Here is a 16336-nt window from a genome sequence, read left to right as displayed (position 1 = left end):
CATAAAGCGCGCCATCGTCGTATGCGCCCTTCTAGAGAGAAGTCTACGAAGAAAAACAGAAGATAAAAATCTGGTGCTCTCGCAGGTAATGTACCAATCGAGAGCACCAGATTATGATGTATACGGTTCTAGCCGTCCGTATATTATCGCGTTACGCCTTCTTGAATCGGGGGAATGCTGACTTGCCAGCGTAAACAGCGGCATCGCCCAGTTCTTCCTCAATGCGCAGCAGCTGGTTGTACTTTGCCACGCGCTCGGAACGTGCGGGTGCACCGGTCTTGATCTGACCCGCGTTAGTCGCCACAGCGAGGTCGGCAATGGTGACGTCCTCGGTTTCGCCGGAACGGTGAGAAACCATGCAGCGGTATTCGTTGCGCTGTGCCAGTTCCATAGCGTCCAGGGTCTCGGTGAGCGAACCGATCTGGTTGACCTTCACCAGCAGAGCGTTCGCCGCACCCTCGTTAATGCCCTTCTCAAGGCGCTCGGGGTTGGTCACGAATAGGTCGTCACCGACGATCTGAACCTTGTCACCAATCTGCTCGGTCAGGGTCTTGTAGCCTGCCCAGTCGTTCTCGTCCAGCGGATCCTCAATGGAAACCAGCGGGTACTTCGCCACAAGATCAGCGTAGTATGCGCTCATCTCTTCGGCAGACTTCTTCTGACCCTCGAAGTCGTAGGCACCGTCGTTGTAGAACTCGGATGATGCAACATCCAGTGCGAGAGCAACCTGTTCACCGGGCTTGTAGCCAGCCTTCTCGATTGCCTCAATAATGAGGTCAAGAGCCGCAGCGTTGGATTCAAGGTTCGGTGCGAAGCCGCCCTCATCGCCCAGGCCGGTGGAAAGGCCACGGTCGTGCAGCACGGACTTGAGCGAGTGGTAGACCTCAACACCAGCGCGCAGAGCATCCGAGTAGTTCTCGAAACCGATGGGAGCAATCATGAACTCCTGAATATCAACGTTGGAGTCTGCGTGAGAACCACCGTTGAGGATGTTCATCATGGGAACGGGAAGCACGTGGGCGTTGGGACCACCCAGGTACTTGTAGAGGGGAAGGTCTGCGGACTCTGCGGCTGCCTTAGCGACGGCCAGAGAAACACCCAGAATTGCGTTAGCGCCGAGTTTACCCTTGTTGTTGGTGCCGTCCAGAGCAATCATGGTTGCATCAACAGTACGCTGATCAGCGGCGTCGATACCGATAATTTCTTCCGAAATCTCTTCAATAACAGATTTGACGGCACCCAGAACGCCTTTGCCTAGGTATACGGACTTGTCGCCATCGCGACGCTCGACTGCCTCCCACTCGCCGGTGGATGCGCCCGAAGGCACAGCGGCACGTGCGAAAGCACCATCTTCGAGCAGAACCTCAACCTCAACGGTCGGGTTGCCGCGGGAATCCAAAATCTGACGGGCGTGAACTGCGGTAATAACAGCCATGAAATTGCTCCTTAGAGAGTACAGGATATGACGGCTCGCTCCTGTGATGTTGGGCGAGTCCCGTTGCCCTAAATTTTACCAAAACTCCCACACAAACACACTAGTTACCACGGGATTTTTTGCGATTCCTGAGGGTATCCAACACCTTTAGTCCCTTGTAAACTCGCCTCTCAAAAGTCATTCCCCCTGTGGACGCAGCATGTCCTCGCACCGCAGGCACCAATTCGAACCCCAACCGATAACGACAAAGTTCTTTATCACACTCTACTAAAACGATTGAACATCTTTAGAGCCGGTTCCTACATCACGCAACACAGGTGTGCAGTGCTTTATGCCCCACCCACTCATGTAACCAGTGGAGCTCTATGTTCAGGGCATAAAACAGACACCTTTAGATGCGAAAGACTTGTCGCATCCAAAGGTGTCTGATAAATACTCTCTCCCACTTCTGCGGTCACGAGGCTATTGGTTGTACTCAATAAACTTACGGGTATAGGTGCGCAGGGCACGTTCCGCATCCAGCCCATTCTGCCGCGCGCGGCACACAAGCGAAAAAAGTAGCTCACCGAATTCTTCCTCACTATAGGTAAAAGGAAGATCATCGTCCAAGGAGACAGGCTCCGGCGGCAGCACAATGTCGGCCTTGCGAGCCTTAGCAATCGTCTTCTCCGCTAGGGCCAGCGCAGGAAGATGAGGGGGAATGCCGTCAAGTGGGCCTCGATCGGATTTCTCCGTCTTCTTAAGCTCATCCCAGAAAACCTGCTGTTCGGCGGCGGTCATCTGGGACTCGTCCGAAGAATCACTGAAAACATTCGGGTGCCGATCGTGAAGCTTTGCGTCCAGACCCTCGATAACCTGCTCGATCGTAAAGCCGCCCGGTTCTGCCGCCGCAATATCGGCGTGGAAGAGAACCTGAAGCAGAACATCGCCCAACTCTTCGCGTAGAAGCTGCAGGTTTGTACCCTCGGGTGCCTCGACAGCCTCCACGACCTCATAGGATTCCTCAATGAGGTATCGAATGAGGGACTGATGAGTCTGTTCGGCATCCCAGGGGCACCCGCCGGGGGCGCGCAGGGTTGCCATCGTCTGCACCAGACGCTCGAAGGCTTTCCCTGCGCGTGCGGCAACCTCAGCTACCGTTTTCTCAGAAGCTCTATCTTCATTCACGGGCGGGCTTCTCCTACATGCTCCAGTGAGTCAGAGCATTCGCCATATGCGCCGGAATCTTAGCCCCCAGACGCGGGAACATGCGCAGTTCCTCTACGTAGCGATCGGCCTCAAGCTGGCGGGGGTACCGTACGAAAGCCTGCTCATTCGAGTAGTCGAATGCAGACTGCACGGGCACGCCCGGGGTGAAGGTCAGGCTCATGGCGAGTGGCGACCCTTCACCTTCGCTGTAGGAATCGGCCTTGAGCGTAGGAATACCCAAATCTTCTTCCGAAACTAACTCGAAGGTTCGTACTTGCTCCCAGAATCCGTTGCGGCGCACGTGGGTGAGCACATCGTAGTAAGAGCCCACCGAACGCACCCGGATCAACACGGTCGTTGCATCCTTGGCGCTGCCATTCTCGCCGAAGAGAGCTTCGGTTACCGGTGCCAGATGCTCGATCACCTTAGCATCGGTAAGTACTAGGTTACCCTCGGCAAGCGCATCGCCAGCAAGCACGGAGGAATGTGCCTGATGCGCGGGTGTATCCGGCTCGGCCTCTGCGGGAGGCAGATCTGCAGATTCGTGCTGCACGGTCTTACCGTTTACAGTTGATTCTCCGGACTGAGCAGCAACAGCGGATGCGGTCTGCGCGGCAGGCGCATCCTGCTTATTCGACGCCGATTCCTGAGGCTTCGTGTCGGTCGAGCCTGTCAGCGAGTCCTTCTCGACTTCGGGGACGAGAGCGAGGTCATCCACATGCTTGGGCAGTGCAGAGGAGCTGTCGGTACTGGTGGTGCCAGCCTGGGATTCCTTCACCGCAGCCTGAGTTACATTCGCGCTCTGATTCTCCGAGGTGTAACCCGCAGCAGTCTTGGCATCACTCTCAGCCTTGACGGTGCTTTCGGAATCAGCCGCCTTCTGTGAGTCCTCGCTCGTCTTATCAGCAGCGGACTTCAAGTCGGTGCCCGAGGTCTTCACCGCAGCGGAAGTATCCGCAGCGTCTTCCTTCGCGTTCGATGCAGTCTTCTTTGCTTCGGAGGATGCCACGATAGTCGCCAAAGCCGCCTGCATGCTGTTGAGTTCTTCCTCGTCTTCAGAAGATTTCTCAACCTTGGTTTTCTCTACCTCAGCTTCGGGGGTGGAGAAGTCGGAAGAGTCCTTGGCTGCAGATGCGCCAGAAACCGCCGATTTCTCGGATTTCTCGGAGACAGCACCAGCTTTAGCACTGTCAATCTCGGTCTTGCTCTGCTCAGCAGCTTGAGCATCGTGACGACCGGTGACATTCTGCGGATCCGCATCATAATCGTATTCGTAGCGCGAATCCTCGCGGTCGCTCTTCGACGATGCCGCGATCCCGGCGGCTGTCACGCCTGCGGCGCCAAGGGTACCTGCAGCGAGCGCACTTGAACTGCTCTTGGTCGATTCTGCTGTAGCAGAATCAGACTTTGCAGTATCTGCCTGAGCCTTCGCCGAAACTTCCTGCTCCTTTTCGTGAGCGCCAGAGGGCTTCTTCTCGGAATCTACGGTATGTTCGGATTTCTCAGACTTCTGTGAATCTTGAGTATTGGCTTTGTCGGCATCAGCAGACTTGACGTTCTGGGTGTGGTTGTCAAAATCTTTCGCCTTCTGAGACTCAGCGGTCTTAGCTTGTTCATCGCTCTTATCCTGAGCGAGCTTTACCTCAGATTCCTTCTGCGAAGAGGTATCATCGGAGGAATCAGCCAGCGCTGAGGTCTTCGCGGTCGACGTTTTCTGATCTGCAGCATCGGTGGATGCAGTGCTCTGGTCGGCGGAGGACTTTGCCGATTCGGCGCTTTTCGCTGATGAGTCTTTCTGTGAAGCCGAGTCTTTCTCGCTCGTTTCGAGAACGTAATCCGTGGTGTAGCTCGATGCATCGGCGGTGTTCGTGTACGAAGCCTGCACCTCTACCAGCCCGTTCTCGCTGGGGTTTGCTACCACAAGGGCACGGTTCCACACCCTGCCCGCGTCCTGGGCTCGCACGTAGAGCGAGGCAATCGATGAGAACCACGCATCGGTCGGAACCACAACACCCTGTTCGACTTCGCTGCCGCGATGGAAAATCCGGTAGTGCATATCGTCGCCCAGCTGGCGCAGTTCGTATGACACCTTCCCGGAGCCGTAGCCGCGCATCGCAGTCACAAGGTCGTGCAGCGGATTCTCGGGGGTGAGAACCTCCGCTTTTTCGTTCCCTTCAACGGATGCTGCTGCATGTGATGATGCGACTGCGGCGCCGTTCTGAGAGGCTTTTTCATCGCGCGCAGTTTTTTCAATGTCCTGTTTTTTGGAGTCTTTATCTGTGGAAGAGTGGGCTGAGACCTCATCTGCCACGGTCTTCTCGTGCTGTACAGCCATCTTCTCGGCAGAGGTCTTCTCAGCCGAAGTTTCGACGCTGCGATTCTTCCCGGGAGCCAAGGTCTCAGGGTCGTTACGGTCATCAAGATGTTTGGCGGAACCCGTGGCTCCCGAACCGACAAACTCGATCTTGTCGGACTTCTTCGATGCTGACGGGGTGCCCGAAGACTCCACCCCGCTCGTCGCCTGAGCCTCAGGGCTAGGTGACTTTTTCTCGTGTGCAGAGGCTTTTACGTCCGAAGCAGATTCGGATTCTTGGGGTGTGGACTCAAGCGTAGACTTCGAGTCGGCGTTCGCTGTCTTCTTATCGTTTGAGTTCTTAGACTCAACACCGGGCGCGGGAACGAAAGCAGGCTTCTCTTCGGCATCGGTAGACACGACTCCTGCGGCAAGTTTCTCCCGCTCACGATCCTCAACGTTCGGGGTCTTGATGTCCGCAGATTCTTTCTCTGCAGAAGAAGACGGGGAAGCAGCCGCATCGGCGTGTGAGGATACTGAGGAGGTATTCCCCTCGTGCTCGGTGCCGTATTTCGTCTCGTTAAATTCTTTATGTGCGTCCTGCACGTTTTGTTTCTGGGAGCCTGCTTCGCTCTGTACCGATGCGGTACCCGAAACAGATGCCGCATCTGATGAAGGAACCGCAGTGGCGGAAGAGTTAGTCTCAAAGGCATCCGCAGGCATACTCGTTGCGCGGTACTCAGAAATCTGGGGTGCACGCTTCGGGGTAGAAGCGTCGGATGTCTGGACTGATTCTTGTGTGAAAGAACCCGTCTGAGCGGCATCTGCGTTCGCAGCCTGTGAGGAGGCACCCACGGTTTTCTTGCTTTCTGCTGACCCGGAAGTCCTAGCTTCGCCTGCTGTGGATGCCGAAGGCTCAGCAGAAGAGCCGCTGTGCTGTGCAGACTGTTTCAAAGCATCGACGTTAAGGTCAGAAGTATCTTTGCTCTTCTGCTCTTCCTGTTGCATGCGAGTGCTCTCAGCCTGCACAAACCGGCGTAGGGAATTCTCCCAGCGCTGCTGTTCATTCACACGTTCCGCGAGGGTACGATCCGATGCCTCTGCATCGGAGTTAGGGAGGGCGGATTTTACGTCGTCAGCCTGTGCTTCTGCCTCAGCCTGGGCGGCTTTCGCCTGCTCTTCCCACTTCTTCTTACCGATTCCAAAGAATCCCACAGAGTTCTCCCACTCGTCAGCTGTTCGGCGCCCCGCAATGATGCGGCGCGGTTCGGTCATCCCCTATAGTTTATCCTGCAAATGTTATTCGTGAGTGGGTATGACGCAGGTTTTGACGTTCATGCGCGGCTTAACACCGTTTTTTCTAGGGTAGACATCACTATTTTGGTTTTTCAGGCGCAATCCCACTCCCCCGGCAGATGCCCGCTATTTCGGCGATGCACCCGCACTTGACGTATTCCTCCTGTGACGAAACCCGTTCTTTCATAAAGTTTTCGTAAAGATTTGGCGGAGAGCCCCATAAATATTTCTCGGTGCTGCGTGCTTCGGCGCCAGTGCCCGGAATATCCTCTATTACAGGTTGTCCGTAATATTAACGCGCCTCATCCCGCACCGGGTTCGCGGCCTTCGCAGCCTTCGCGAGCTCAAAACGCACGGCACGCAACGCGGTCGCCGCCATCACGCGCACACCCACGCCAATCGCCTGCTCATTAGGAGCGTAGTCACCCTGATGTAAATCGTAGACAGGATCTTCCGGGGCGCGAGTGCCTAGGCGGAACATCGAGCCTGGAACCTCCTGCAGAATCCATGCGAAGTCTTCTCCACCCATTGATTGCTCAACCAGCACGATGGACTCTTCGCCTAATTCGGCGCGCGCCGCGTTTTCCAACATGGTGGTTTCCGCATCGGTATTGACAACCGGGGGTACGCCGCGAATATGCTCAACCCTCGCCTGCACGCCAAAGGGGACCGCGACTTGCTCAATTACCTCGTCCAGCAGGTTACCCGCCTGACGCCACACCTCAACATCCAGACATCTCATAGTGCCCGCCAAATAGCCTTCAGCGGGAATAGCGTTCGGGGCAACCCCGGCGCTCACCTGCCCCCACGCGACCAGCACGCCGGAACGCACATCGGTACGGCGTGTGAGCACGGAAGGAACCTGCACGGCAATCTGACTCATCGCGTAGATAAGGTCCTCGGTCAGATGCGGTCGAGAGGTATGACCGCCATGACCGCTCAGGTGAATCTTAATCGTGTCTGAAGCACTCGTAATCGCCCCGATGCGCGTGCCGATTTTCCCCAGTTCAACCTTCGGATCGCAATGCAGGGCAAAAGCGCGCGGGATATTGCGTAAAAGACCTTGCTCAATCATCTGCACAGCCCCGCCCGGCAACTGTTCCTCGGCGGGCTGGAACAGGATCCGCACGCTGCGCCCCAGCGGAGTCTTTTCGTTCAGCTCGTGAAGCGCCAGAGCAACCCCGAGCATGACGGTCTGGTGAATATCGTGCCCGCAGGCGTGCATCACCCCGGGTATGGTCGATGAATAAGGCAGATCCGTCTGTTCGACGATGGGAAGCGCATCAATATCGGCGCGAAGAGCTAAAGCAAACGGTCCGTTTCCGATATCAACGTAGCAGCCGGTGCCTTCGCAGGCGATAGGGTTCAGCCCTGCCTCACGCAGCGTCGTCATAATGCGTTCAGTCGTTTTCACCTCGCGGAATGAGAGCTCCGGGGTACGGTGCACCTCGCGGCGGAATTCCACAAGGGTAGGCATCATGCGAGCCACCCAGTCGTCGAAGACAGGGGTCGAAAGATCGTAACGTGAGTTTGCAAAAACCATAGTTCGAGAATAGCGCGAATCCGCAGCCAGTACACACCTTCCGGCGGCCCTCTTACGTTCGTTGAAGTTTTTGTACGTGACGTGACGAATCATCGCGTTGTGTGGCCGGTTTATGACATTGTGACGGATTGTGACGAGACTGAAACCGCCGCCTGCAGACGCGGAAATTATCTAGCGAGCATCAGTTCGTCCTAATATCGCAAACAAAAATGCGGTGTGGGCGTCACCAACCTTGCACCCACACCGCATATTTTGTGTCTCTACGAGTTCTCCAGCCGCTAGGCTTAGAGGGCTCGCGCCAAAATAGCCTGCTTGACCTCGGCAATAGCCTTAGTGATCTGAATGCCACGCGGGCAAGCCTCGGTGCAGTTGAAGGTTGTGCGGCAGCGCCACACGCCTTCTTTATCGTTGAGGATTTCCAAGCGCAGATCCCCAGCGTCATCACGCGAATCGAAGATAAAACGATGCGCATTCACGATGGCAGAAGGACCGAAGTACTGACCGTCCGTCCAGAAAACGGGGCAAGAGGAGGTACAAGCCGCGCACAGAATACACTTTGTGGTGTCGTCGAATCGGGCGCGTTCTTCCGCAGACTGCAGACGCTCACGTTCCGGTTCATTCGAGTCATTGATGAAGAAGGGCATGATCTCGCGGTACGCCTGGAAGAAAGGCTCCATATCGACAATCAGGTCCTTTTCGCAGGGAAGACCCTTAATCGGCTCAACGATAATGGGCTTGGTAATGTCCAAATCCTTGAGCAGGGTCTTGCACGCTAGGCGGTTACGTCCGTTGATGCGCATCGCATCCGACCCGCAAATACCGTGCGCGCAGGAACGACGGAATGAGACCGAGCCGTCGAGTTCCCACTTGATCTTGTGCAATGCATCCAGCACGCGGTCGGTGCGGTACATGGTCAGATTGAAGTCATCCCAGTATGCTTTATCCGATACTTCGGGGTTGTAACGGCGCACGCGAATCGTCACGTCATAGGTGGGGATGTTCCCGGAGTCTGAACCGGACATACCTTCAAAGAGCTTGACCGATTCCGGTTCGGGAGTTTCGTGTTCAGCCATTTTAGTACTTACGCTCCTTGGGCTCGTAACGAGTGTAGACAACGGGCTTGGTATCAAAACGCAGACCCTGCACACCCTCAAACTCAGACTCGGGATCTAGATAAACCATCGAGTGCTTCATGAAGTTCACGTCGTCGCGCTTCGGGAAGTCCTCACGGTAGTGACCGCCTCGGGATTCCTGGCGGTGCAGTGCGCCCACCGACATCACCTTGGCGAGCTGTAGCAGGAAGCCGAGCTCAACGGCCTCCAACAGGTCAAGGTTGAAGCGCTTGCCTTTATCCTGAATCGAGATATTTGCGTAGCGCTTTTCGAGTTCGTCAATGGCGGCGAGTGCCTTACGAATGGTTTCTTCGGTACGGAAAACCTGCATATCGGCTTCCATCACACGCTGCAGCTCGGTGCGGATAGCGCCAACCTTTTCAGTGCCCTGCCCGTCACGAATACCGTTGAGCATCGCGAGAGTGCGATCGGCAGCATCGTCCGGAACGGGCACGAATTCTGCGGATGCGGCGTATTCTGCGGCGCGGCGGCCAGCACGCTTACCGAACACGTTAATATCCAGCAGCGAGTTGGTTCCTAAACGGTTTGCACCGTGCACCGACACGCAGGCAACCTCACCGGCTGCGTATAGTCCTGGAATAGTCTCTTCGCTGTTGCGGTACACCTCGGTATCGTTGTTCGTTGGAATACCGCCCATCGCATAGTGCGCAGTGGGGAACACCGGAATAGGCTGGTGGTGCGGCTCAACTGCCAGATAGGTACGCGCGAATTCGGTAATATCCGGCAGTTTCTCGTCGATATGCGCTGGTTCTAGGTGAGTGAGGTCTAGAAGCACATAGTCTTTATGCGGTCCACAGCCGCGACCTTCACGCACCTCGTTCGCCATTGCACGAGCCACGATATCGCGGGGAGCTAGGTCCTTAATGGTCGGTGCGTATCGTTCCATGAAACGCTCACCCTCGGAGTTACGCAGAATACCGCCTTCACCACGGGCACCCTCGGTCACAAGAATACCCAGGCCCGCAAGGCCGGTCGGGTGGAACTGTACAAATTCCATATCCTCTAGGGGAAGACCTGCGCGCAGGGCGATTGCCATGCCGTCGCCGGTGAGGGTGTGCGCGTTTGAGGTGGTCTTGAAGATCTTGCCGCATCCGCCAGATGCGAAAATCACGGATTTCGATTGGAAAACGTGTACTTCGCCGGTTGCCAGGTCGTAGGAGACAACACCTGCAGGTCGGGGGTTGCCGTTTTCGTCTTCTGACATAATGAGGTCGAGCACGTAGAACTCGTTGTAGAACTCGACATTGTGACGCACGCAGTTCTGGTAGAGGGTCTGCAGAATCATATGACCCGTGCGGTCGGCAGCGTAACATGCGCGACGCACGGCGGCTTTACCGTGATCGCGGGTATGCCCGCCAAAACGACGCTGATCAATGCGCCCCTCGGGGGTACGGTTGAAGGGAAGACCCATTTTTTCAAGGTCGAGCACGGCGTCAATGGCTTCTTTCGCCATAATCTCTGCCGCATCCTGATCGACAAGGTAGTCGCCGCCTTTGACGGTGTCAAAGGTATGCCATTCCCAGTTGTCTTCCTCAACGTTGGCCAAAGCGGCGCACATACCGCCCTGTGCCGCACCGGTGTGCGAGCGGGTGGGGTATAGCTTCGTCAGCACCGCGGTTCGTACGCGCTGCCCCGCCTCAATAGCGGCACGCATACCTGCGCCGCCAGCGCCAACAATCACTACATCGTACTTATGTACCTGCATGATGCTCTCTCTCGTATGTCAAAAATCTTTAGTGTTTTACCCTTAGTGGGCCGGGCAGAAGCTAGGCAGCAGATTAGCCGCCGCGCCCGAGGGGCAGGGATCAAAAGCAAAGATCGTGAGGGTTCCAACCAGCAGCACAAAAGCGGATGCTGCGAAGAGAATGATCTTCAGCCACACACGCACACGATCCTTTTCGGCGTAGTCGTCAATGACCACGCGGATGCCGTTGGTGCCGTGGAGCATAGCCAGCCACAGCAGCAGCAGATCCCAGATTTGCCAGAAGGGGTTTGCCCATTTACCGCCCACGAAGCCGAAGTCGATCGCGTGAATGCCGTCCCCCACCATGAGGTTCACAAAGAGGTGCCCGAAAATCAGGACAACCAACACGACGCCGGAGAGGCGCATCCCCAGCCAGGCGAACATTTCAAAGTTGTTGCGCTTGCTGGAGGAGCGGTTATATTTCACACCATCAATCTTGTTATCGCGCAGGCGAGGAACCGAAACGCGTGATTTGAGTGGAGTAGACATGGCTTAGTGACCTCCAAGGTGTGAGAATACGATCGGCAGGTGACGAGCCGCGAATCCTGCAACGGTAATTGCCCACAGGAACAGAACAACCCACAGAATCTTGATGTGCGGGTAGGTAGCCTTCTGGTTGATTTCGGGGGAACCGTCTTTGCCTTTGCTCATCACGTGCTCGACTTTGGCGTTAGTAGCTGTTCCCCAGAAGTCGATGAGAATAATGCGAATACCGTTGAAGGCGTGGTACACAATGGCTGCCACGAGCGCGGTCTCTCCCAGACCCATCACGGGGTTTTTGTAGAGACCGAGAACGCTATTGTATGCCTCGGGAGAGATACGGACAACGGCGGTATCAAGTACGTGAACCAGTAGGAAGAAGAATATAGCGATACCTGTCACACGATGAGCAACCCAAGACCACATGCCCCATCGGCCGCGGTACAGGGTCCCCTTTGAACTATTCAGCACTGAATAACCTCCTGTCGCCGCTGAGACGACGTCGGGGTCTGTGTGTTTAACCTCGGCGGGAAGCGCGCTCAGCAACTCCTGTGATTTCATATTGTTAGTTTCAAGATACCAGGTAATTCACAGACTTATTGACACCTCGTCGCTCTATTTCGCAGGAAACTACAAGGTTAATTACGAAATAGTTATTTTGCGATACCCCTCCGTGAGCTGAGTTCATGCGGAACTAACCTTTACCTAATGTGATGCATCTCTTGATATTTTTTATCTGAGACTTTCCTGGAAATCACTCTAAGAATTCGGCATATTACAAAAGCCCCCGGTATTCTGGAACTGATGAATACTGCATTAACCCGTTTCCGCCCGCTTATTCCAGCTGGCGGTGTTGGTTCGCGTTTGTGGCCGCTTTCGCGTGCTCAGGCGCCGAAGTTCCTTCTCGACCTCACAGACTCAGGTAAATCGCTCTTGCGTGATACTTACGACCGTCTCATTGATTTGAGCAACGGCTCCGTCATGGTCGTGACCGGCACTTCTCATGCCAACGCTGTAACCCAGCAGATTCCCGAATTACGAGCCTCTGACCTCGTCTTGGAGCCCTCCCCGAAGGATTCTGCAGCCGCTATTGGTTTAGCGTGCGCTATTATTCACGAGCGTGAACCGGATGCGATTATTGGCTCCTTTGCCGCTGATCACGTCATCAACCCCGTTGATGAATTTCAACGCGTGGTGACCGAGGCGGTTATCACGGCAGCTTCAGGAAAGATTGTCACTATCGGCATTACCCCCACCGAGCCGTCGAGCGCGTTCGGATATATCAGAGCGTGCACTCCACTGGGGCTTGCTCACGCACCGAACGCCCTTGCGGTCGAGTCTTTTGTTGAAAAACCCGATAGCGAAACCGCACAAAAATACCTAGATTCCGGGGACTACACCTGGAACGCAGGTATGTTTGTGGCACCCGTATCCCTGATGCTGCAGCATCTTGAAAAGAACGAGCCCGAGCTTTACGCCGGGGTTATGAAGATCGCCAAGGCTTGGGATACTCCCGAGCGTGAGAGCATTATGGAACAGACTTGGGGCACTCTCCCCAAGACCGCAATTGACTACGCCGTTGCTGAGCCTGCCGCTGCTGCTGGCGATGTTGCGATGGTCCCCGGCTCCTTCAGCTGGGACGACGTGGGAGACTTTGATGCCGTTGCCCGTCTTAACCAAGAGAAGCATGGTGAAGGTCTCACAATTCTCGGTGACGAAGACAATGTGATCAATCAAGGCTGCAGCGGTATTGTTGTCGCGAACAGCAACCGCAAAATCTCGGTGATTGGCCTTGAAGATATCGTGGTGGTTGATACCCCCGATGCGCTCCTCGTCGCACCGCGTGAGCAGGCTCAGGCCGTGAAAGACACAGTTGCCGAGCTCAAAGATCGCGGCTTGGCTGATCTTCTCTAAAAGCGGCCATCGCTTAAATAACCACGCCGTATGGCGTTTATAACATTCTCAACACTCACTCATCGGGTGGATCGGCATGATATTCGCGCTGATCCACCCATTATTTATATCCCGGCTCTTACTTATTCAATAATGATTCTCATGTGTGATAGTCTCTGTGTATGTCCAACACACGAAAATCATTTTTGACGTCACTAAGTTCACTCGGTCTCGTATCCTCCCTGCTCCTTGCAGGATGCGCGGGCGGTGCATCCTCTGCAGGCTCCTCAGAGTCTTCGGCGGGAGCATCCTCAGGGGATTCAAACGCAAGCGCCTCTCAATCTCCCATCGTTGAAGGCAAAGGCGCGTCAACCCGCCTGGCCATCACTTATGACGGCGGCGTGATGGTGTACGACGGTAAAGATATGAAGCTTCTGCAGGATATTCACAAAGATGGTTTCCTGCGCCTGAACGATGCGGGTGATAACCGCCATCTGATCGTAGCCGATGGATCCAGCTACACCTTCCTCGACACCGGCACATGGTCGGTAGCGCATGGTGACCACTCACACTACTACACCACCGCTCCCAGCCTCTCGACACTGTCGCTTCAGGCCGACCACACCGGGCATGTTATTGCCGATAACGGTAAGGTTGCGGCATTCGCAGACGGTACCGGTACCTTTGACGTATACGACCCCGCAAACCTGGTATCCAATAAACGCACGGCAACTAACCTTGAAACCAAGCAGGTTAAGCTCCCCAATCCTCACCACGGATTCGCTATCCCCCTGCCGAATGACCAGTACCTCGTAGCAGTCGGGGATTCCAAAACCCGCACGGGCGCAGCCGTGGTAGACGCTAACGGTAAGACCATAACGGAGAACAAGGAATGCCCCGGTGTACACGGCGAAGCTATCGCGCGGGATAATACCTTCACGATCGGATGCACCGACGGCGTACTCATCTACCGGGACGGCACTTTCACAAAGGTGACAAACCCTCAAGATCCCTATTCACGCTCGGGCAACCAGGCAGGAACGGCGGACTCCCCTTACGTTCTGGCGGATTATAAGACGGATAAGGACACCAAACTTGAGCGCCCTGAGAAGTTTGCCATCATTGATACGGTCAACCGCACGCGAGAGGTATATTCGCTCCCCAAAGGAGTCAGCTACACCTTCCGTTCCATGGGCCGCGGACCTAACGGCGAGGCTCTGTTGCTTACCACAGATGGTAAGCTGCGTATCTACGACCCAGCGAACGGCACCGAGCTTGGGTCTGTACAGCTAATGAATACGTGGACCGAGTCAGAAACTTGGCAGGATCCTCGCCCGGCATTGTGGGTAGACGGTAAAACCGCCTACGTAACCGACCCTGAGACGAAGAAGCTTCACGCGGTATCACTCTCGGATGCTTCTCATCCAAAGACCCTCATGAGCATTGATCTGCCGCAGGTTCCTAATGAACTCAGCGGTGTCTCTTCCGCGAATGCGGCGCCCGTACCTGCGGAATCCCACTAGGAAGAAGTTAGAGAGTCCAAGCCCCGATACCTGAACCGGTATCGGGGCTTGCTCTGTAGGTATATATATTAAGATTGTGGGGCGCAGCTAAGACTTAAGAGATAGTGCTCCCAGAGGTTCCCAATCAGCGCCATCATAAGCATACACGTGCAGAGTATCTACCGTGAACGAGCGTTCTTGTTCTGGTAAATCGTCGAAAATCCGATGCGCTTGCCGCACCTGATCCGGCGTCAAAGAACGCCCCAAGGTAATATGCGGAACGTAAGGAAAAGGCGATGCCCACTGCCCTAACTCCTGCACGCACGCGCCATGAAGTTCGGCAAAAGTATCGGCGCCTAAGATAATGTCCAGATACTCCACCTCAGAGTTTGGGCGGAAGGTGCACACTCCCCCAGCGCGCGCCTGCACCGTACCAATTGCGGCGAGTGAATGCGCCAGTGCATCCGAACGCCAGTCGTTCTCATTCTGCTCGGTCAGCTCGCTAACATACACAGTCACATGATTACTCAAATCAGTGGGAAGAGTCATGCCGGTTCTCTTCTTCCAGTCCACAAGACGCTGCCCCAACGGTCCGTTCACGTGGGCGATCAGACTCAAATAACGCTGCCCGGGGTGAAGAGTGGGCGATGCCTCAGTGTGTGATAGATTCTCGCAGGTGTTCTTAACAGTCACAGCGTACCTCCTTCGGTCTAGCCGCGCTGTGCGGGCAAAAAACCCACTTTATCGTAGACATTCTCGATAGTAACAGTCGCTATTTCACGAGCTTTCTGAGCGCCCAGTGCCAGCAAGCGGTCAAGCTCGGCGGGGTCCGCCATAAGCTCCAGGGTACGCTCACGCAGGGGCGAAAGTTTCTCGACCACAACATCTGCCAAATCAACCTTGAGATGACCGTACATCTTACCCTCATAACGTTTGACGAGAGAGTCGATACTCTCGCCAGTCATCGCGGAATAGATCGAGAGCAGATTAGAGACGCCAGGTTTCGCCTCACGATCATAAGCAATAACGGAGCCGTCGTCGGTCACGGCAGACTTAATCTTCTTCACAGTCGCCTTCGGCTCATCCAAAAGTTTGATAAGCCCCTTATCGGAGGCGGCAGATTTCGACATCTTCGAGGTCGGCTCCTGCAAATCATAGATCTTGGCGGTTTCCTTCACAATAATAGGTTCGGGCACCACGAAGGTTTCGCCAAAGCGCGAGTTGAACCGTTGCGCCAGGTTGCGGGTAAGCTCTAGGTGCTGGCGTTGATCCTCTCCCACCGGTACGCCATCGACCTGGTACAGCAGAATATCCGCCGCCATCAGCACCGGGTAGGTGAATAACCCCACCGAGGCGTTATCAGCACCCTGCTTCTGCGATTTGTCCTTGAACTGGGTCATGCGAGATGCCTCACCAAAACCCGTGAAACAGTTCAGTACCCAAGCAAGCTGCGCGTGCTCAGGCACCTGCGACTGCACAAAGAACGGGGAACGCGCAGGGTCAATACCGGCGGCAATATACTGGGCAGCGGTCAGACGGGTGCGTTCGCGCAGGGACTGTGGGTCTTGGGGCACGGTGATAGCGTGCATATCGGGAATAAAGAACAGGCACTCGTTGGCGGGGTCCTCCTGCAAGGCAACCCAGTTGTTCACCGCGCCAATATAGTTGCCCAAATGCATCGAATCTGCGGAAGGCTGCGCACCGGAGTAGACACGCACACGATCCAAAGACGCATTGGGAATGAGTGATTTATCCTGTTTCTTTTCGTCAGACATGATAGATACTTTCTTCAAGGGGCGCACGATGCGGACGGCCGGTTAGCCAGCGCA

Annotated in this window: 12 protein-coding genes; 2 read left to right on the top strand and 10 right to left on the bottom strand. The window is 55.3% G+C overall.

Annotated elements, in window-relative coordinates:
* Positions 1-151: 151 nt before the first annotated feature.
* The 8 genes from eno to sdhC all read right to left on the bottom strand — a co-directional run bounded on the left by eno (position 152) and on the right by sdhC (position 11583).
* Positions 152-1435, bottom strand: a complete 1284-nt coding sequence (eno, locus tag HMPREF0733_RS06480) for a phosphopyruvate hydratase (RefSeq protein WP_004006066.1) — start codon at positions 1433-1435, stop codon at positions 152-154.
* A 462-nt stretch (positions 1436-1897) separates the two neighbouring features.
* Complete coding sequence (locus HMPREF0733_RS06475; RefSeq protein ID WP_013398568.1) at positions 1898-2602, bottom strand: nucleoside triphosphate pyrophosphohydrolase; 705 nt, start codon at positions 2600-2602, stop codon at positions 1898-1900.
* A 13-nt stretch (positions 2603-2615) separates the two neighbouring features.
* Positions 2616-6191 (bottom strand): hypothetical protein, encoded by a 3576-nt coding sequence (locus HMPREF0733_RS06470; protein WP_013398567.1) that lies wholly within the window; start codon positions 6189-6191, stop codon positions 2616-2618.
* 313 nt (positions 6192-6504) lie between these two features.
* Complete coding sequence (locus HMPREF0733_RS06465; protein WP_041321697.1) at positions 6505-7755, bottom strand: amidohydrolase; 1251 nt, start codon at positions 7753-7755, stop codon at positions 6505-6507.
* A 284-nt stretch (positions 7756-8039) separates the two neighbouring features.
* Entirely contained in the window at positions 8040-8828 is a 789-nt protein-coding gene (locus HMPREF0733_RS06460) for a succinate dehydrogenase iron-sulfur subunit (RefSeq protein WP_013398564.1), read from the bottom strand.
* A 1-nt stretch (position 8829) separates the two neighbouring features.
* Positions 8830-10593, bottom strand: coding sequence for a succinate dehydrogenase flavoprotein subunit (gene sdhA, locus HMPREF0733_RS06455; RefSeq protein ID WP_013398563.1), 1764 nt, complete (start codon positions 10591-10593; stop codon positions 8830-8832).
* Positions 10594-10635: 42 nt separating this feature from the next.
* A complete protein-coding gene (locus HMPREF0733_RS06450) occupies positions 10636-11121 on the bottom strand; it encodes a succinate dehydrogenase hydrophobic membrane anchor subunit (protein WP_013398562.1) in 486 nt (161 codons plus the stop codon).
* A gap of 3 nt (positions 11122-11124) precedes the next feature.
* On the bottom strand, positions 11125-11583 hold the full coding sequence (gene sdhC / locus HMPREF0733_RS06445) for a succinate dehydrogenase, cytochrome b556 subunit (RefSeq protein ID WP_037231971.1): 459 nt from the start codon (positions 11581-11583) through the stop codon (positions 11125-11127).
* A gap of 333 nt (positions 11584-11916) precedes the next feature.
* Between sdhC and HMPREF0733_RS06440 the strand changes: the two genes are divergently transcribed.
* A complete protein-coding gene (locus HMPREF0733_RS06440; RefSeq protein ID WP_013398560.1) occupies positions 11917-13026 on the top strand; it encodes a mannose-1-phosphate guanylyltransferase in 1110 nt (369 codons plus the stop codon).
* Between the two features lie 185 nt (positions 13027-13211).
* A complete protein-coding gene (locus HMPREF0733_RS06435; protein WP_244864662.1) occupies positions 13212-14528 on the top strand; it encodes a hypothetical protein in 1317 nt (438 codons plus the stop codon).
* Positions 14529-14615: 87 nt separating this feature from the next.
* Here the strand turns inward: HMPREF0733_RS06435 and HMPREF0733_RS06430 are convergent, their stop codons facing one another.
* On the bottom strand, positions 14616-15200 hold the full coding sequence (locus HMPREF0733_RS06430) for a 2'-5' RNA ligase family protein (protein WP_013398558.1): 585 nt from the start codon (positions 15198-15200) through the stop codon (positions 14616-14618).
* Between the two features lie 17 nt (positions 15201-15217).
* Positions 15218-16282, bottom strand: a complete 1065-nt coding sequence (gene trpS, locus HMPREF0733_RS06425) for a tryptophan--tRNA ligase (RefSeq protein ID WP_013398557.1) — start codon at positions 16280-16282, stop codon at positions 15218-15220.
* Between the last annotated feature and the right edge of the window lie 54 nt (positions 16283-16336).

This window comes from Rothia dentocariosa ATCC 17931, assembly GCF_000164695.2.
Taxonomy (GTDB): domain Bacteria; phylum Actinomycetota; class Actinomycetes; order Actinomycetales; family Micrococcaceae; genus Rothia; species Rothia dentocariosa.
Note: the sequence above shows the minus strand (reverse complement) of the source record. Positions and strands in the feature narration are given on the sequence as shown.